Below are 17,627 nucleotides of genomic sequence, written 5' to 3'. Positions count from 1 at the left end.
CGCGAGGGGATGCGTAATCGGGGATCCGGCCACGAGGGGTGGCCGGATCCCCGAACTCTTTGCAAACTTTTTCGCGCAGGCGTGTAACGCTGCAGAATAGCTACCGATATTCATGACAGCCCCGTGTTGCTGCCTGACCCCCGACCTGGCAGCAGCGCGGGGCTCTCGTATGTCCGGATATCCTGTATTGAGTTGTCGGTGAGCGCCGCAGCGACGGTTGATGCAGCGAGGAGCCAACAGGTGAGTGACGAAGAGGGTCCGTCCGTCGAGAAGACGAACAGCGAGGACTCGTCCCTCCCGGAACAGGAACTCGAGTCGGTCGAGGAACCTCAGGCGGTCGAAGAGACCGAGTCGGTCGAGGAACCCCAGACCCCTGAGGACACCGACGCGGTTGTCGAGGCCGAATCGGTCGAATCTCCCCAGCCTGTCGACGCAGACGTAGTCGATTCCGCAGAGGCGGCAGACGCAGCAGTAGCGGACGAAGACGAAGACGAGCTGACAGACGACGAATCGGCAAACGAAGTCACCACCGTCATCCCCGTCGTCCCAGCGGACGACGCCCCGCCGACGGAAGTAGTCGACGAGGCTCCGGCGACAGAAGCCATCGACGAGCAGACAGAGCAGTTCGAGCCTCCGGCGGTGGTGGTTCCCCCGAAGCCGCCGCGCCCCGAGTTCGTGCAGCAGTACGACACCCAGAAGTTCGAACCCATCCAGCAGCAGTACGAGCCTGTTGTCCGCGAACCAGCGGTAGTTGCACCACCAGTGCCACAACAACAACAACCGGAAGCGCCTGCTTCGACGTCTTCCCGCAAGTGGGTCAAACCGGCGATAGCAGTCGGCGCCATCTTTGCCGTCGCAGCGATTGCCTACGGAGTGGACATCTTCACCTCGTCCGGGAAGACACCACGCGGCACCCAGGTCGCCGGGGTGGACATCGGTGATCTCACGCCCGCCGACGCGGAGGCCACGCTCCGCGCCCAACTCGGCCCGAGGCTCGTCGAACCTGTAGCCGTACATGCCGGCGGCGTCGACTCCGAGATCGTTCCCGCATCTGCAGGTGTGGACGTCGACTGGTCGGCGACGCTTTCCGGAGTGAACGCTCAGCCCATCAACCCGATCACCCGCATCACGTCGTTCTTCGGCTCCCGCGAGGTGCCCGTGGTGTCGACCGTCGACCAGCAAGCGTTGGACACCTCCATGGCGCAGCTTGCGGCGAACAGTGATCGTGCGCCCGTCGAAGGCGCAGTTGTATTCGAGAACGGGAAGGCGACGGGTGTTTCACCTGCCGCCGGCCAGGCCCTCGAAACGCAGAAGGCGGGTTCGACCTTCGCCGCCGAATGGTCCGATGGTGGCGTCGTCGATCTTCCGGTCGACGAGGTGCCGGTGACGGTCACTCAGGCTGGTGTCGATCGCGCACTGCAGGAGGTCGCCATTCCGGCTGTCTCGGGTGACGTCGTGGTCAACGGCCGTGACGGCAAGGTCGCGACACTCGGCGTCGATCAGATCGGTGAGGTTCTGACCTTCACACCCGACGGCTCGGGTGGGCTGACTCCGCAGTACAACACGGATGCGGCGATCAAGATTCTGACTCCGCAGTTGGTGTCGACGGAAGTGCAACCCAAGGACGCGTCGTTCACCTTCGCTGGTGGCAAGCCGTCGGTTGTGCCGGGTGTTGTCGGTGATCTGATCAACTGGCCGGACACGGTCAAGGAACTTCCGGTTCTGTTGGGCAGCACGGCTTCTCGGGCAACACCCGCCGTGTACGGTCCGGTCCCGCCGGCGTTGACCACCGAAGCCGCGGAGGCCCTCGGCATCAACGAGGTGATCGGCGAATTCACCACCGGTGGTTTCGAATACGCGTCTGGCGTGAACATCGGCCTGGCCGCGTCGGAGATCGACGGGGCCGTGATCAAGCCCGGGGACACGTTCTCGCTCAACGAGTACACGGGCCCGCGCGGTGCGGCTCAGGGATACGTCGAGTCCGGAATCATCAACAACGGTCGCCCGGACAAAGCTGTCGGCGGTGGAATCAGCCAGCTCGCGACGACGCTCTACAACGCGACGTACTTCGCCGGCATGGACGACGTCGCGCACACCGAGCACAGTTACTACATCTCGCGGTACCCCGAGGCGCGTGAGGCGACCATCTTCGACGGTGCGATCGACTTGCAGTTCCGTAATCCGGCGAAGACCGGCGTGATGATCGAGACGATTGCGACCTCGTCGAACATCACCGTTCGGATCTGGGGAACCAAAACCGTCGATGTCACGTCGACGACAGGCCCGCGTACGTCGCCGACGTCGCCGAACACCGTGACGTTGCCGGAGGGGCCTGGCTGTGTTGCTTCGAGCGGTGCGCCCGGGTTCACGGTCAGCGACACTCGCGTGATCACCGACCACGCGAGTGGCGCCGAGATTTCCTCGAACACCCGGACCGTCAAGTACGACCCGGTGCCGATCGTGAAGTGCGAGTAGGGGACTACTTCCCGACGAGTGGACCGAGGGTGCGGCCCGCGAGGTCGACGATGCCCGGCTCTTCGCCGTTGGTGATCAGGTTGATCACGACGCCGTCGATGCCGTGGTCGAGGATGCGCGTCTGGACCTGCTCGGCTACGTCGTCCGGGCTGCCGACGAAATGACGTTCGGTGGCCTTGGCGACCACGTCTTCCGGCGCCGTGGTGATGTCGAGACCACGCTCCGCGAGGAACGTTCGCTGATGCGCGCGAGCCTTGTCGCCGTCCTCGTCGATCATCATGAACGTCAGGAAGCTGGTTTCGAGGGTTGCGGGATCACGACCGGCTTCGTCGCATCGCGCCGCAAGTGCTTCCATCTTGCGTGGCAGTTCCGACGGGTCGCAGATGATGTTGAGGTGATCCGCGAACCGAGCGGCGAGGCCGAACGTCTTCTTCTCACCGCCACCGCCGAGCAGGATCGGCAGGTCGTCGCGGACGCGAGGCTCGTTGATGGCGTCCTCGACGTGATACCACTTGCCGTCGAAGGTGGGGCGATCACCGCGGAGCATCGGCGCGATGATCCGCAGTGCTTCGTCGAGTTTCTGGAAGCGCTCGGTGAAAGTGCCGAACTCGTACCCGAACGAATTGTGTTCGAGTTCGAACCAACCGGCGCCGATACCCAGGATGGCCCGACCGCCGCTCACCACGTCGAGGGTGGTGACGGTCTTGGCGAGCATGGGCGGATTGCGGTAGGTGTTTCCCGTGACCAGTGCAGACAACTGGATGGTCTCGGTGGCCGTCGCCAGCGCGGAGAGCGCGGAGTAGGCCTCGAGCATCGGGGCGTCCGGCGCTCCGATTCCGGGGAGTTGGTAGAAGTGATCCATCACGAATGCAGTGTCGAAGCCTGCGGCTTCGGCTTCGCGGGCCTGCGCTATGACGGTGGGAAAGAGGTCCTTGACCGGACCGCCGTAGCTGAAGTTGGGCATCTGGTATCCGAGGCGAGTGCTCACCGTTTCGACGTTACTCGCGATCGGTTGACCTGGCACGATTTTACCAACTCTATGGATTCCGTTGTGCTGGGCAGACTTCCGGAATTCAGAGAAGTTCTTCGGCCGCTTCGCGTCGCTTGGCGCGCTGCTGGTGAAGTTTGACGATTGCGATTGCGACGCCACCGCCGATGATGGCGCCTACCAGCGCGCCGACCCAGGTTGACGATTCTTCGTACGAATCGAATTCGAGACGGGCCATGATTCCGACAGCGGCCACGAGGTAGAGCGCGATGCTGATCACCACGCGAGGGCGGCCGTAGGTGGACAATACGTAGACATCGACGTCGCGGCGCTTCGCATAGATGATCGTGATCAACGAGCCGAACAACGCAACGATCAGCAGCGCGAGCGAGATCCACGCCCCTGTTCGGCCGGCGACCCAGGGCAGAATCGCCGAGCTGACGAATATTGCCCAGAAGACACTCTGGAGTCCCACCGCCGAGGCTTCGTTCCAGACGTCGCGCTGACGCTCGTCTTTGTAGAAGTCGTCGTCCAGATCGCCGACGAACCGCATTGCCTTCATCATGGTGCTCATGCCGTCTCCTCTGGAATTTCTGTGGTGAGTTCCGATTCGGGTAGGGGAAAGAGCGCTTCGACGGTGGTCCCCAGTGCCAGTGCCAGGCGTAGTGCCAGGTAGACACTCGGTGCATAGTCGCCGCGTTCGACGGAGACGATGCTCTGTCTGCTCACCTGACCTGCCGTGGCCAGTTGCGCCTGGGTGAGGCCGGCGAGGCGTCGGTGCTCCCGCACGTTGTTGTCGCCGGCCTTTCCAGTCATGCAAAAAGTAAAGAATACTTGTCACTAGATGTCAAGTTTGCTTGTCATATGAAAGGCTGAAGTGCATGCGTGAACGATTTCTCGAGATCGGCCTGGCCAATCCGGTGGTCGCAACGATCATGGATCGGGCGCCGAAGCTGGGATTGCCGGAGTGGTACCTGACGGCGGGTGGGCTCTTCCAAACCGTCTGGAATCGCATCGACGGCCGTGACCTCGGCGCCGGGGTCAAGGACTACGACCTCTTCTATTTTGACGCCGGCGATCTGAGCTACGACGCGGAGGACCGTGTGATTCGTTCGGCGGCAGAACTGTTCGCCGATGTCGATGCCGATGTCGAAGTACGCAACGAAGCCCGCGTGCACCTGTGGTACGAGCAACATTTCGGGATTCCCGGCGTTCCGTTCACCAGTTGCCGCGACGCTATCGACCACTTCGCTTCCACAACTTGCTGTTTCGGGATCACCAAGGGATCGGATGGGACCTTGGACGTGTATGCCCCGCATGGCTACGGCGATCTCTTCGACATGATCGTCCGCCCCAACCCGGTGCTGGCGCCGAGAGAGGTGTACGAGGCCAAGGCGGCACGGTGGCGCAGGGAATGGCCTGCGCTGACCGTGGAGCCTTGGCCGGAGAGCTAGACCTAGACCTAGACCTCGATCGGCGGATGCAACCTGTCCATGGTCCACTGCCGATTTCGGCGTGCAGCAAGTGAACTGGCCCCGAGTGAGGCGACGAGAAGGCCGCCGAGGACGGCGATCGAGACCCACAGTCTCGAGTCGATGCCGCCGACGGTGAGTTGTCGAAGCCCGTTCACCGCGTAGGTCATGGGGTCGAACGGGTGGATGATCTGGAACGGTTTCGCGGTGGTTTCCACGGGATAGATGCCGCCGGCCGAAACCAGTTGCAGCATCAGGAACGCCAGGGTGATCACGCGTCCGACGGAGACTCCGAAGATGGCGTTGAACGCCTGGATCAACGCCATATACGTGGCAGTGATGAGCATCAGGAATCCGACGGTGCCGAGGGCGTGCGTGGGGTGCAGGCCAACTGCGAAGTGCACGACCAGGTACATCACGATCACCTGGCAGATGCCGATGAGCAAGGCCGGCCAGTACGAGGCGAGGACCACTCGCAGCGCGCCGAGTCCGTTTGCGATAGGCCGGTTCTGGAGCGGCTTGAGCAGCATCCAGGTGATGATGCCGCCCACGAACAGTGCGAGGGGCAGGAAGAACGGAGCAAAACCGGTACCGAAGGTGCTTGCCCGGTTCTCGTAGGTCTCCTGCAGCTCGACCGGACTGGAGAGGGTTTGAGCGGTTGCTGTTCGCTGCTGATCGGTCCAACTGGGAACCTGGCCGGCGCCCTCGGTGAGTTTGGTTGCGAGTTCGGCAGACCCGGCACGGAGTTGCTCGGTTCCGTCGGCGAGTTTGGCTGCACCGTCGGAGAGTTGGACGCTGCCGTCGGTGAGTTGAACCAGTCCACTGCTGAGGGTTTGAGCGCCGTCGTTGACTTGCTGACCGCCGTCACGCAGCTGTACCAGGCCGTTGCGGAGTTCACCGCCGCCGTTGGCCGCGGCGCTGAGCCCGGCGCGGAAGGTGCTCGAGGGATCGTCGAGTTGGTAAGCGAGTTGTTGTGCGCCGCTCTTGAGTTCGCCCAGTTGACCCATGGTCGCTTCGCCGAAGCCCTGAGTGCGCAGCATGTCCTGGGCAGGCGCGAGGGCGTTGGCGATCTGTTGGCTGACGGGATCCGGGTTCAGTCGAAGGCTGGCCACTGCCTGACCGACCAGCTGTGCGACGTCTGCTTGTGTGTTCCCGAGGACGCTCAGCTGGTCGACGACCTGGGTGACGCCACCACTGAGTTGGCTTGCGCCGTCGCCCAGTTGGACGGCCCCGAGATCGAGCTGCCCCAAACCGTCGGTCAGTGCGAGGACACCGTCCGTGGCGGTATTGATACCGGTCGAGAGTTGCGCTGTACCGCCGGCAAGAGTGGCTGCGCCGTCACGTGCGGTAACCATGTTGTCGGCCAGCGTTTTCGAGCCCGACGCCAATTCGCCGGCTCCGGCGTTGGCAGTGTTCACTCCGGCCGAGAGCTGGAGTGCTCCGTCGGCGGCCTGCTTCAAACCTGCACCCGCGTCGGTCAATCCGACCAGGACCGTCTCGACGGACTGCGCGCCGATCTTGTCGCTGACTTGACTGAGGACCTGCTGGGCGGCGTTTTGGCCGATGATGGTGCCGAGGTAGTTGTTGACGTCGTTGAAGGTGAACTGCAACTGAGCTTTGTGGGGGTCCTTGGTCGTCGGGGAGGCCACGGCCTCGCTGAAATTCTCAGGCAAGGTGAGAGAGAAGTAGTACGTGCCGTCCGAGACTCCCTGAGCGGCTTCCTGCTGTGAGACCAGGTGGAGATCGAGCTCACCGGAATCGAGCAGCGCTTGGCTTACCTCGTCGCCCGCGTTGAGTTCCTGACCCTGCACCATCGCACCGCGGTCTGTGTTGACCAGCGCGACGGGGACCTTGTTGACCTCACCGAACGGATTCCAGAAGGCCCACAGGTACATCGCGCCGTACAGCAGTGGCATCAAGATGATGGTGACGAGTGCGATCCTGGGCATCGCGCCGCGGGAGAACCGCTTGAGTTCGGTTCCGAGAGACATTCCAGCGAGCATCGCGGTTACCTCGCCCCTTCTTGGTCGGGATTGGTGACTTCTTGGAGCAGGGTGACGGCATCGATGGGTGATCCGTCGGGCAGCGGGTTGACGGTCGACGCGATGATGGTCTGGTAGCTCCCCATCTCGACCAGTCGCTCGACGAGATATGCGCGCTCGGAGTCACGCCGCACCTGTTCGAGATCGTCGACGACCAGCAAGGCCGGCTTCTTCGTGTTCGCGACGGCGATACGCAGCAGGGTCGCCTCGAGTTCCCCGAGATCGCTGACGTATCGGCCGAGCGCAGGCAACGGATGATCGCCGAAGACGGGAGCGCACACCGCTTCGAGTTCGCGGTCTCCGGCGCGTCCGACGAGTTTGTACCAGGGAGCATCCCAGCGAATTTGTTCGGTGATCAGATCGCGGACGGTGACGGACTCGGCAAGCTCGTCGATGTCCTCGAACCCGGCGATCCCGGCGATCTCGAAGATCTCTCGGGGACGCGTTCGACCGAAGACGGACAGTGATCCGGAACTGGCTTTCATTCGCCCGCTGAGTGTCAGAAGTAAGGACGTACGTCCTGAACCGGCCGAGCCTTCGAGGATGGTCACACCGCCCGCACGAATCTCGAGATTGACGGGTCCGAACACCGGCCCCCATGGGCCGTCGAGCGCCAAGTCCGTGGCGGTCAATGCCAGGTCAGGGGCGTAATCGGGTTGTGCGTGCTCTGGTGCGACCACGATGATCACCTGTCTGTTGATCTACTCGGCCTTCGAAAGAACCGAGTGCTGGTTCAGTGGACGTTCGTGCTCACCCAATCACATCGGTAGCGGGCGAGCTGTCCCATGAATGGGATGTGTCGGACACGTCCGGCAACTTGGAGACCGAACGGTATGTATTCTGTTGGAAACGGAACGGGGGAGTCGAGGTGCCGGTTCGTAGACGCGGGATGTGCGCGGTGCTGGTCATGGCCACCCTGTCGGTTGTCTCCTGTGCCGGTGAGCGCGAGTCGCCCCCGTTCGTGTCGAGCGAAAGGCTTTTCGAGTTCACCGGTCGCAATGTCGGACCCTTGACGGTTCCGCCCTTGCCCTCCGATCGGCACGAGTCCGAAGCAGCGCCATACGGAGCCATCACCCTGTCCGGTGGGTGGAGCGGCGCAGCCAATGTCTCGCTGCCCGGATCCGTCACGTGTTTCGAGCACAACTGGGCGGATTCGCTGCCCGCCGGTCACCGTCAGTGGGCCTACGAGGTGCACACCAGTTCCTTCTACGAGTACGACGGCGGCGGCGAATATCCGGGACGTGATTTCCAGTTGCAGGTCTACGTGAACGAGAATCCCGAACCAGGTCAGCACGGGTCCGCGATCATGAAGTTCTCGGATCAGAGCGGACAGTTCGTGTCCTTCGGCGGTGGCGACGACAAGTCCGTCGAAATAGTCAGTTCTCCGGACCGCAGGCGCGTGGCGCTTTCCCTGGCGGGTACGGCGGCACGACCGGGCGAGCAACCGACGACGTCGGTACTGTCCGCGCAGATCAGTTGCCCGACCATCGAGCGCAGATGACACCAGTCACCACCGAGTGCCGACAGCCGAAAATGCCGGCCCCGAAACGTTCTCGGGACCGGCACTCTTCATGAATCAGGAACGAATCAGAATGCTGCTTCGTCGATCTCCATGATGTCGTTCTCGGTGTTCGCGATGATCTCGCGTGAAGCGGTGAGCTCGGGCAGGACGTTCTTGGCGAAGAAGGACGCGATGGCGACCTTGCCCTCGTAGAAGCCCTTGTCCTTGTCGGAAGCGCCGTTGTCGAGTGCTGCGAGAGCAATCTCGGACTGGCGGAGCAGCTGCCAGCCGATGAGCAGGTCGCCGACGGACATCAGGAAGCGGACGGAGCCGAGGCCGACCTTGTACAGCTCGGTGGGCTGCTCCTGAGCTCCCATGAGGAAGCCGGTGAGCGTGGCAGCCATGGCCTGGACGTCTTCGAGTGCGGTGGCGAGCAGTGCGCGCTCCGCCTTCAGACGACCGTTGCCGGCTTCGCTGTCGATGAAGGTCTTGATCTGTCCCGCAACGTGAGCGAGCGCGACGCCGCGGTCACGAGCGATCTTGCGGAAGAAGAAGTCCTGAGCCTGGATGGCCGTCGTGCCTTCGTACAGCGAGTCGATCTTGGAGTCGCGGATGTACTGCTCGATCGGGTAGTCCTGCAGGAAGCCGGAGCCACCGAGGGTCTGCAGGCTGTCCGTCAGGTACTGGTACGCACGCTCGGAGCCGACGCCCTTGACGATCGGGAGCAGCAGGTCGTTGACGCGGAACGCGGTGTCCTTGTCTGCGCCCGAGACGAGCTGGGCGACAACCTCGTCCTGGTGTGCTGCGGTGTAGAGGTACACCGCGCGCAGGCCCTCGGCGTATGCCTTCTGCATTGCCAGGCTACGACGCACGTCGGGGTGGTGCGTGATGGTCACGCGCGGTGCTGCCTTGTTGGTCATCTGGGTCAGGTCTGCGCCCTGAACACGCTGCTTGGCGTAGTCGAGAGCGTTGAGGTAACCGGTCGAGAGGGTGGCGATTGCCTTGGTGCCGACCATCATTCGAGCGTGCTCGATGACGTCGAACATCTGGGCGATGCCGTTGTGGACCTCGCCGACCAGCCAGCCCTGTGCGGGGATGCCGTGGCCGCCGAAGGTGACCTCACATGTGGCGGAGACCTTCAGGCCCATCTTGTGTTCGACGTTGGTGACGAAGACGCCGTTACGCTCGCCGAACTCTTCGGTCTCGAAGTTGAAGTGTGTCTTCGGGACGAAGAACAGGCTCAGGCCCTTGGTGCCGGGTCCGGCGCCTTCGGGGCGAGCGAGAACGAGGTGGAAGATGTTCTCGAACAGGTCGTCCGAGTCTGCCGAGGTGATGAAGCGCTTGACGCCCTCGATGTGCCAGGAGCCGTCGTCCTGCTTGATTGCCTTGGTGCGTCCGGCACCGACGTCGGAGCCGGCGTCGGGCTCGGTGAGGACCATGGTGGCGCCCCATCCGCGTTCGACGATGGTGGCTGCCCACTTCTTCTGCTCTTCGGTGCCGTTGTTGAACAGCACGTCCGCGAAGGCGGGTCCGGCCTGGTACATGTGTGCTGCAGGCTGTGCGCCCAGGATCAGCTCACCGATGGCCCACACGACGGAGCGGGGGACCGGCACGCCGCCGACCTCTTCGCTCAGTCCCATGCGGTACCACTCGGCATCCCACAGAGCCTTGAACGACTTCTTGAAGGATTCCGGAAGTGCAACGGTGTGCGTCTCGGGATCGAAGACAGGGGGGTTGCGGTCCGCATCGGCGAAAGATTCGCCAAGCGGTCCCTCGGCCAGGCGTGCGACCTCTGCCAGCATGTTGCGGACAGTGTCGGCATCCAGGTCGCCCCAAGCGCCTTCGCTCAGTGGCTTCTCCAGTCCGAGAACCTCGAAGAGGTTGAACTCCAGGTCCCGAACGTTGCTCTTGTAATGGCCCATGTCTTCTGCTTCTCCCAGTGAGGTGGTGCGGTCCAGCACTCCTAGTACCGCCCGAAGTTTATTACTCGTCGGTAACTTAATACATGTTACTAGCCGTTCTTTGCATTGCCAACACCGGATTTGCGTCCGATGACAAGCGCGTCGACCGCGATTCCCGTTTCGGTGTGTCTGTGCGGATTTCCGGCGATCTCGAACTCGAGCCTTCCTTGGAACTCCTGCATCAATTCCTCTGGTGTGTAAAGGATTTCGGGATCTTTCGGGCCGCCGACGCCGTAGTCGATGTTGCTTCGGTCGTGACCCAAAATCATGAGGATTCCATCAGGTTTCAGAGAATTTATGGCACGGTTCACAACCAGGGTGCGTTGTGGTGCGGGCAGATGAAGGTAAAGAAGCAGGGCCAAGTCGTATCCCTGCCCGTTCCTGGAGGCGTACTCCGCGACGGTGACGTCGCCGCACCGGTAGTCGAGCCGGTCGAGAACCGATCGGGGCGAGCGGGCCGCGATCGTGCGGGCTTTCTCGATCGCGACGGCCGAGTAGTCGATCCCGGTGACCTCCCAACCGCGGGTCGCGAGCCACAACGCGTTACGGCCCTCCCCGCACGCCAGGTCCAGTGCCTGGCCGTGGGGGAGGGCCGTCGCGTATTCCACCAGCAGCTCGTTGGGTGGAGCGCCCCAGACGAGCTCGGTTTCTTCGTAGTTCTTGTCCCAGGCGGCCACATCCATAGATGACGACGGTAGTGCCACTCAGTTGTTACGGACGCCGTCCATCGGGTTCTTGCGCAGGGCGGCGCGCGTCGGGATCGCGATGGAGACGAATCCCAGAACAGCGGTCACGGCGACGATGGCACCGTAGATCGCCGGTGAAATCGCCGGGATCGGCTGCCCGGACACCGCTACGGCGATACCCATCAGAGGCGGCAGGGCGATCAGTGATCCGACCACGACGGCGATTCCCACCACCATCAACGACTCGATACGCATCATCGCTCGGACCTGCCTCGTCCGCGAGCCCACCAGTTGAAGGAGCGCGAACTCGCGGGAACGCTCCGCAGTGGCGGCGACCAAGGTATTCACGACGGCGACTGCCAGATAACCGAGCAGGACCAGGACGGCGAGGATGCTGACCCACGACTGCATGCGACGCTGATCTTCGCCTGCGGCCCCGAACTGGTCCTGGTTCAGCGCGGCGATCGAGGGGAACGAGAGCAACGACTGCTGGACTTCGGCCGACCGTCCGGGTTCGGCAGCAACCAGAACGGTGTCGATCAGAGCGTCGGTGGAGTGCCGACGCAAAGTCTCGATCGGCATGGTCACGTCCCCGAATCCGAGGCCGCGACCATATTTCGCGACGACCATCGGATGTACCAGTGTTCCGTCTCCCAGATAGAGGTCGACGCGCTGGCCGACCTTGGCTCCGAGTGTGAAGGCCCCGTCTTCGCTGACGGCAACGGTATCGCCGGTCAGAGCGCTGAGGTCGCCCTCGGTCACCGCGAGATCGAGGGTTGCGTCGGCGCCGGTGGCGTCGATTCCCTGGGCCGCGATCGCGCTGTCGGCTGAGCCGCCTTCCTCACCGCTGGGTACCGGCAGGACTTGACTGCGGACTACCGGGTTTGCCGCACTCACTCCGGGCACCGATGCGATCGAGTCGAGGAGCGCGGGAGCGATACCGGCCGGCGCGCCGACGATCAGGTCGGCGGTGACGCCCTTGATCGACTGGTTGGTCGCCTCGGCGGCGACGGTGCTCTGGCTGAAGAACTGCACCGAGCCCAGGGCGATGGCGAGAGCCAACGGAACAACCGCCGACGAGAGCCGCCTCGAATTGGATTCGGCGTTGGCGGCAGCGAGAACTTTGGACGCCGACCCACTACGGCGCAGTGGACCGCCGATCACCTTGATGATGCCGCGCACCAACAACGGGCCGAGCAGCGCGACCGAGAAGATCAACAACAGTGCGCTCGAACCGGCTCCAGCGGCTGCCACGCTGCCGGGCAGGAATGCGGGGAGGATGCACGCGCCGAGACCGGCGGCACCGAAGATCAGCCCGGTGACGATGCGTCCGCGGCTCAGTTTCGCCGGGCCGCTTTCGGATTCGCGAAGCGCTTCGACGGGGTCGAGCTTTGCCGGTCGTCGTGCCGCGATCGCCGCTGCCGCGCGGGCAGTGAGTACGCAGATCAGGAAAGCCGCGATCGCCGGAAGCGGGCTGTACGCCAGCGCGAAATCGGTGGGCATGACCCCTGCATCGGCAAACTGTGCACCGAGGAATCGGGCGAGTAGGAATCCGGGCACCGCGCCGAGCGCAGCCGCAGCCGCCGCCACGAGCAGCACTTCACGCCCGATCATGACGTGGACTTGTCGCGTGGTGGCCCCGATTGCCCGCAACAGAGCGAACTCTCGGCGCCTGGCGTTGATCGAGAGCGACAACGTGCTGGAAACGACGAACATGCTGACCATCAATGCAAGACCCGCAAACGTGGCACAGAGCACGATCAACTGAGTCCGCGCAGCTCCGGCGTCGAGGAACTCGATGCCTCCGCGTGCGGTGCCGGTCGAGACCTCCGCACCGGTTCCGGCGAGTGCGTCGCGGGCGAGAGCGGCAGCATTCACGCCTTCTGGAGCGATCAATCCGACTGCGGTGACAGAGTTCTGGTGCGGCCACAACCGTTCGGCCTCTGCGTGGTCGAGGAAGACGAGTGCCGGACGGTCGGGTGACGGCACCGAGGCCGAATCAGCTGTGCCGACGACGGTGTACTCGTCCGCTATCGCGCCGTGAGCCAGCGTGATTCGCTCGCCGAGCGCGGCGCCCGTAGTCGCGACCACCTCGTCTCGGCTCTGCGGAGCGCGACCATCGGTCAGCGAATACGGCGCCAATTGTGCTGTGTTCCAAGGATGTGCGTCGAGTACGACGCCCTCGGCGGTGCTGACGGGGACAGAGATGTCGGGAACCACCGTGACATCGAGGGCATCGAGTTTGCGGACAGTATCGCCGTCGAGGAGAACTCGCTCGGCAAAAGGCTGATCGGCGTCCTCCTTGACCTCGAGTGCCTGTGGCGCGCTGACCACGGCGTCTGCACCGGCGTAGAGATGTGGTGAGACTCCGCCTCGCACTCCTGATTCCAGCAGGACACCCAAACCGCACGTGAGGAGAGCCGCGCAGAATACGGAGACGAACACGGCGATGAATCCGGAGCGATGCGCTTTGAGATGCGCAAAAGTGTGCGCCTTCATCATCACCAGTCCCCGAGGTGTGTCATGCGCTCGGCAATCTGCTGCGGCGTCGGGCGGTCGATGTGCCCGACCAGTTTCCCGTCGGCGAGGAACAGCACACGATCGGCGTACGACGCGGCCACCGGGTCGTGCGTGACCATGACGATGGTCTGATCGAACTCGGCGGCTGTCCGGCGCAACAACTCCAGAACCTGCTTGGCGCTGCGGGAGTCGAGGGCGCCCGTCGGCTCGTCGGCAAAGAGTGCGTCGGGGTGGGTGACGAGGGCGCGCGCGATGGCGACGCGTTGCTGCTGACCACCGGACAGTTCGGAGGGTTTGCGCTTGCGGTGCGATCCGAGTCCGACGGATTCGAGGACGAAGGTCAGGTACTGCTTGTCGGCTCGTCGTCCGGCGAGCAGTAGCGGGAGCGTGACGTTCTGCTCGACGTCGAGAGCACCGAGCAGGTTGTATGCCTGGAAGACGAAACCTATGTGATCGCGACGGAAGATGCTGCGGTCCTTCGGCTTCAGCTGTGAGATCTCGGTGTCGCCCAGCCACACCGATCCGCTGCTCGGCCGGTCCAGGCCCGCCGCGCAGTGCAGGAAAGTGCTCTTGCCCGATCCGGACGGGCCCATCACGGCGGTGAAGGTGCTGCGCGGCAAGGTGAGGCTGATGTTGTCGAGGGCGGTCACGGCGCCGCGGCCGTTGCCGTAGACCTTGCTGACGCCTTCGAGTCGCACGGCGGATGTTCGGGCGGCCGTGGCACCAGGGGCCGGCGGGGCGAGGACCGAGTGTCGATTCTTCATGGGATGAACGCTATGGAGATTCGGCATTCGTCGACATCCAGCAGGGTCCCGAATCAATGGTGTAGCCAGCTGTAGTGGATCGCGGCATCAGGTGCGGCATGCTGGGGCAGTGAAGAAGAGAACCAGGGCTGCGGTGTACGTGCTCGTCGAGGGTGTGGCAGCCGTGGTCTCCCTGTTCTTGCTGATGGTCGGTCTCATTCTGCTGTCGCTCTCGATTCTGATCGTCGGCTGGTTGCTGTTGCCGTCGTACGTGCGGGTACTCCGGTGGTGGGCGGGTCTGGCCCGCAAGAGAACTGCTGCGTACACCGGACGCCCTGTTCTGCAGCGATACCCACCGATGCCAAGCAATCCGACATTCGGGGACTGGCGCCGATTCCTCACCGATCAGTCGACGAGGCGCGACGCGGCCTGGTTGTCGATTCACGGTCTGGGGGCTTTCGTCGCGGCGATGCTGACCATTGCTCTTCCACTCGGTGCACTCAATGCGATTGCCGTCCCGCTGTACTGGCAGCAGATGCCCGCGGGCGAACCCGTCAACAATCCGTACCCCGTGACGTCGTGGCTGGGCGCTGCCGGAATGCCGTTGATCGGCATCCTGTACTTCCTGATCGCGTGGTGGTTGATCCCCGCGATGGCGAAGTGGATCAGCTGGTCGACCACGACTTTGCTTGCACCGGACACACGTTCGGACCTCTCGAAGCGCGTCACCGCCCTGACTGCCAGCCGCGCTGCGGCCCTCGACGCGCATTCGGCCGAACTCAAGCGGATCGAGCGCGATCTGCACGACGGCGCGCAGAACCGACTGGTCGCCGTGGTGATGATGCTGGGTATGGCCGAGCGATCGTTGCAGATCAACCCGGACCAGGCTCTGCCACAACTGCATCGGGCCCAAGATGCGGCCACCGAGGCGTTGAGCGAACTCCGGACGTTGGTGCACGACATCTATCCGCCGATCCTCGACGAACTCGGCCTCGAGGGTGCGATCTCGGCGCTTGCTGGGCGCTCCACCGTGCCCTGCGTACTCGAGATCGAGGAGCTCCGCCGTGCCCCGGCCGCCGTCGAGGCTGCTGCGTACTTCGTCGTCGCCGAGGCTTTGACCAACGTCGCAAAGCACAGCGGAGCGCGCAGCGTCACCGTCACGGCAAGGACGGAGGCGTCCACCGACTCGTTGGGTGAGACGATGCTCATCGACGTGATCGACGACGGTCACGGCGGCGCGAACGAACGGCCGGGCGGCGGCGTGGCGGGTATCCGACGCCGGGTCGAGGCTTTCGAAGGAACCGCAGTATTGGAGAGCCCGGAGGGTGGACCGACAACGATGAGGGTGGAACTACCGTGCGGATTCTGATTGCCGAGGACGACGCTCTCCTGCGAGAGGGGCTGGCACTGTTGCTCCGCGGAGAGGGCTTCGAGGTGTCTGCCGTCTCCGACGCCGAACAGTTCCTCACGGTGTTCGAGGAGACCGCTCCTGACGCCGCGGTGCTCGACGTCCGGATGCCTCCTACTTTCACCAACGAGGGACTTCGAGCGGCGATCGAGGTGCGCAAGCTTCGCCCGGGCTTTCCCGTCCTGGTCCTTTCCGCGTATGTCGAGGATCGCTACGCCGGTGAATTGTTGGCAGGAGGTGCCGGCGGGGTCGGGTACCTGCTCAAGGAACGCGTCGGCAAGGTGGCCGAGTTCGTCGACGCCTTGAACCGGGTCGTCGACGGCGGAACCGTGATGGATCCCGAGGTCGTATCCCAACTGATGAGCCGTCGACGCGCCGACGACCCGATCAGATCGCTGACCCCACGCGAGTCCGAGGTTCTCGGATTGATGGCGGAGGGGCTGGGAAATCAGGAAATCGCCAGGAAACTGGTCGTCAGCGACACTGCTGTGAGCAAGCACATAGGAAATATCTTCGCAAAACTCGGCCTGTCGGCTTCCGAAAGCGGGCATCGTCGTGTTTTGGCAGTTCTAGCTCATTTGCGCGCCTGATCGTGGACCTGGACTACATACCTGACCGAAGCGTAATGTGAGCCAGCCTCATGTTGTTGCCGTGATCGAACGGTGACCTGAGAGGCAGGGGCTTATGTCCTGTACGTAACGTGTGATGTCGAATGCGCGTCATCACCAGAAACCAACGAGGAGATCGATCAATGGGTAAGCCGATTGCCAGTGTGGCCGGAGGTCGGCAGTCCGTCCTTCTCGGGCTCGGCGTTCACCGCCCGGAGCGAGTCGTGACCAACGACGAGATCTGCGAGCTGATCGATTCCACCGACGAGTGGATCCAGACGCGATCGGGTATCAAGTCGCGCCGGTTCTCCGGCGAGGGTGAAGGCATCCTCGCGATGTCGATCAGCGCGGCCCGTAAAGCACTGGACGTCAGCGGCATTGCACCCGAGCAGATCGGCGCCGTGATCATCGCGACGTCGACGTGGGACCTGCAGACTCCCCAGGCCGCATCCATCGTCGCCCACGAACTCGGTATCAAGGGCCCGGCGGCGTTCGACGTCGCGGCAGGCTGCGCCGGTTTCTGTACCGCCCTTGCGGTGGCCAGCGACCTCGTTCGCAGCGGAACGGTTGATCACGTACTCGTCGTCGGCGTCGAGTTGATGAGCGAGGCCACCGAGCCCACCGATCGCAGCGTTCGCTTCATCTTCGGTGACGGCGCAGGCGCAGTTGTCGTCGGCCCGAGCGATACCGTCGGAATCGGCCCGGTCGAGTGGGGTTCGGACGGCAGCCAGTCCGACGCCATCGTTCAGGAGCCCAGCTGGCTCGACTACACCAAGAACCCGACCGGACCTCGGCCGTGGATCAAGATGGCCGGTACCGCGGTGTTCCGCTGGGCGGCCTTCGAGATGGGCAAGGTCGCCACTCGAACCCTGGAGAAGTCGGGGCTCGGTATCGAGGACATCGACGCTTTTGTGCCGCACCAGGCAAACCAGCGCATCAACGAGGTCATCGCTCGCAGCATGAAGCTGCCCGAGGGCTTCCCCGTCTCCAACGACATCGCCGAGACGGGCAACACGTCCGCGGCCTCGATCCCGCTCGCCATGGAGCAGATGCTGCGCGACGGCCAGTGCAAGCCGGGCGACAAGGCACTGCTTCTCGCCTTCGGTGCAGGTCTGTCCTTCGCCGGTCAGGTTGTCGTCATGCCGCCGTTGGCTGGAGCGGAATCAGCCTGATCTTCTCTTGCGCCGAGCGCCTCGAACCCACGGTTCGGGGCGCTCGGTCGT

At 63.6% G+C, this 17,627-nt stretch carries 15 protein-coding genes; 6 read left to right on the top strand and 9 right to left on the bottom strand.

Annotation, left to right across the window (positions count from 1 at the left end):
* The first annotated feature begins 240 nt into the window (after nt 1–240).
* Complete coding sequence (locus DBV08_RS21050) at nt 241–2,475, top strand: VanW family protein (RefSeq protein WP_124568732.1); 2,235 nt, start codon at nt 241–243, stop codon at nt 2,473–2,475.
* A gap of 4 nt (nt 2,476–2,479) precedes the next feature.
* Here the strand turns inward: DBV08_RS21050 and DBV08_RS21045 are convergent, their stop codons facing one another.
* The 3 genes from DBV08_RS21045 to DBV08_RS21035 form a co-directional block, all read right to left on the bottom strand.
* On the bottom strand, nt 2,480–3,463 hold the full coding sequence (locus tag DBV08_RS21045; protein WP_185564792.1) for an LLM class F420-dependent oxidoreductase: 984 nt from the start codon (nt 3,461–3,463) through the stop codon (nt 2,480–2,482).
* A gap of 85 nt (nt 3,464–3,548) precedes the next feature.
* Nucleotides 3,549–4,037 (bottom strand): hypothetical protein, encoded by a 489-nt coding sequence (locus DBV08_RS21040; protein ID WP_050655513.1) that lies wholly within the window; start codon nt 4,035–4,037, stop codon nt 3,549–3,551.
* Complete coding sequence (locus DBV08_RS21035) at nt 4,034–4,279, bottom strand: helix-turn-helix transcriptional regulator (RefSeq protein WP_007734566.1); 246 nt, start codon at nt 4,277–4,279, stop codon at nt 4,034–4,036. Before DBV08_RS21035 ends, DBV08_RS21040 begins: the two co-directional genes overlap by 4 nt.
* A 65-nt stretch (nt 4,280–4,344) precedes the next feature.
* Here DBV08_RS21035 and DBV08_RS21030 point away from each other — a divergent pair, with 65 nt between their 5' ends.
* A complete protein-coding gene (locus DBV08_RS21030) occupies nt 4,345–4,917 on the top strand; it encodes a nucleotidyltransferase family protein (protein WP_124568731.1) in 573 nt (190 codons plus the stop codon).
* Nucleotides 4,918–4,925: 8 nt separating this feature from the next.
* Here DBV08_RS21030 and DBV08_RS21025 read toward each other — a convergent pair whose 3' ends face one another.
* Together DBV08_RS21025 and DBV08_RS21020 are read right to left on the bottom strand one after the other, a co-directional pair.
* Nucleotides 4,926–6,938, bottom strand: coding sequence for a YhgE/Pip domain-containing protein (locus DBV08_RS21025; RefSeq protein ID WP_058039138.1), 2,013 nt, complete (start codon nt 6,936–6,938; stop codon nt 4,926–4,928).
* A gap of 5 nt (nt 6,939–6,943) precedes the next feature.
* The gene (locus DBV08_RS21020) at nt 6,944–7,666 is read right to left on the bottom strand and encodes an ATP-binding cassette domain-containing protein (protein ID WP_054826521.1); all 723 of its coding nucleotides are present in this window, start codon (nt 7,664–7,666) and stop codon (nt 6,944–6,946) included.
* A 179-nt stretch (nt 7,667–7,845) separates the two neighbouring features.
* Here DBV08_RS21020 and DBV08_RS21015 point away from each other — a divergent pair, with 179 nt between their 5' ends.
* Nucleotides 7,846–8,478, top strand: a complete 633-nt coding sequence (locus tag DBV08_RS21015) for a hypothetical protein (protein ID WP_260395681.1) — start codon at nt 7,846–7,848, stop codon at nt 8,476–8,478.
* Between the two features lie 86 nt (nt 8,479–8,564).
* On the opposite strand, the gene DBV08_RS21010 is transcribed toward DBV08_RS21015, so the two are convergent.
* The 4 genes from DBV08_RS21010 to DBV08_RS20995 all read right to left on the bottom strand — a co-directional run bounded on the left by DBV08_RS21010 (nt 8,565) and on the right by DBV08_RS20995 (nt 14,409).
* On the bottom strand, nt 8,565–10,400 hold the full coding sequence (locus tag DBV08_RS21010; RefSeq protein ID WP_007734578.1) for an acyl-CoA dehydrogenase: 1,836 nt from the start codon (nt 10,398–10,400) through the stop codon (nt 8,565–8,567).
* A gap of 89 nt (nt 10,401–10,489) precedes the next feature.
* Nucleotides 10,490–11,122, bottom strand: coding sequence for a bifunctional 2-polyprenyl-6-hydroxyphenol methylase/3-demethylubiquinol 3-O-methyltransferase UbiG (locus tag DBV08_RS21005; RefSeq protein ID WP_124568729.1), 633 nt, complete (start codon nt 11,120–11,122; stop codon nt 10,490–10,492).
* Nucleotides 11,123–11,143: 21 nt separating this feature from the next.
* Nucleotides 11,144–13,627 (bottom strand): FtsX-like permease family protein, encoded by a 2,484-nt coding sequence (locus DBV08_RS21000; protein WP_124568728.1) that lies wholly within the window; start codon nt 13,625–13,627, stop codon nt 11,144–11,146.
* Nucleotides 13,627–14,409 (bottom strand): ABC transporter ATP-binding protein, encoded by a 783-nt coding sequence (locus tag DBV08_RS20995; RefSeq protein WP_124568727.1) that lies wholly within the window; start codon nt 14,407–14,409, stop codon nt 13,627–13,629. Before DBV08_RS20995 ends, DBV08_RS21000 begins: the two co-directional genes overlap by 1 nt.
* Before the next feature lie 109 nt (nt 14,410–14,518).
* Between DBV08_RS20995 and DBV08_RS20990 the strand changes: the two genes are divergently transcribed.
* The 3 genes from DBV08_RS20990 to DBV08_RS20980 all read left to right on the top strand — a co-directional run bounded on the left by DBV08_RS20990 (nt 14,519) and on the right by DBV08_RS20980 (nt 17,576).
* The gene (locus DBV08_RS20990) at nt 14,519–15,757 is read left to right on the top strand and encodes a sensor histidine kinase (RefSeq protein WP_260395680.1); all 1,239 of its coding nucleotides are present in this window, start codon (nt 14,519–14,521) and stop codon (nt 15,755–15,757) included.
* A complete protein-coding gene (locus DBV08_RS20985) occupies nt 15,745–16,386 on the top strand; it encodes a response regulator transcription factor (RefSeq protein ID WP_050655523.1) in 642 nt (213 codons plus the stop codon). Before DBV08_RS20990 ends, DBV08_RS20985 begins: the two co-directional genes overlap by 13 nt.
* A 161-nt stretch (nt 16,387–16,547) precedes the next feature.
* Nucleotides 16,548–17,576, top strand: a complete 1,029-nt coding sequence (locus tag DBV08_RS20980; RefSeq protein ID WP_124568726.1) for a beta-ketoacyl-ACP synthase III — start codon at nt 16,548–16,550, stop codon at nt 17,574–17,576.
* Nucleotides 17,577–17,627: the final 51 nt, after the last annotated feature.

Source organism: Rhodococcus sp. KBW08 (assembly GCF_003852455.1).
Lineage (GTDB): Bacteria > Actinomycetota > Actinomycetes > Mycobacteriales > Mycobacteriaceae > Rhodococcus_F > Rhodococcus_F baikonurensis.
Note: the sequence above shows the minus strand (reverse complement) of the source record. Positions and strands in the feature narration are given on the sequence as shown.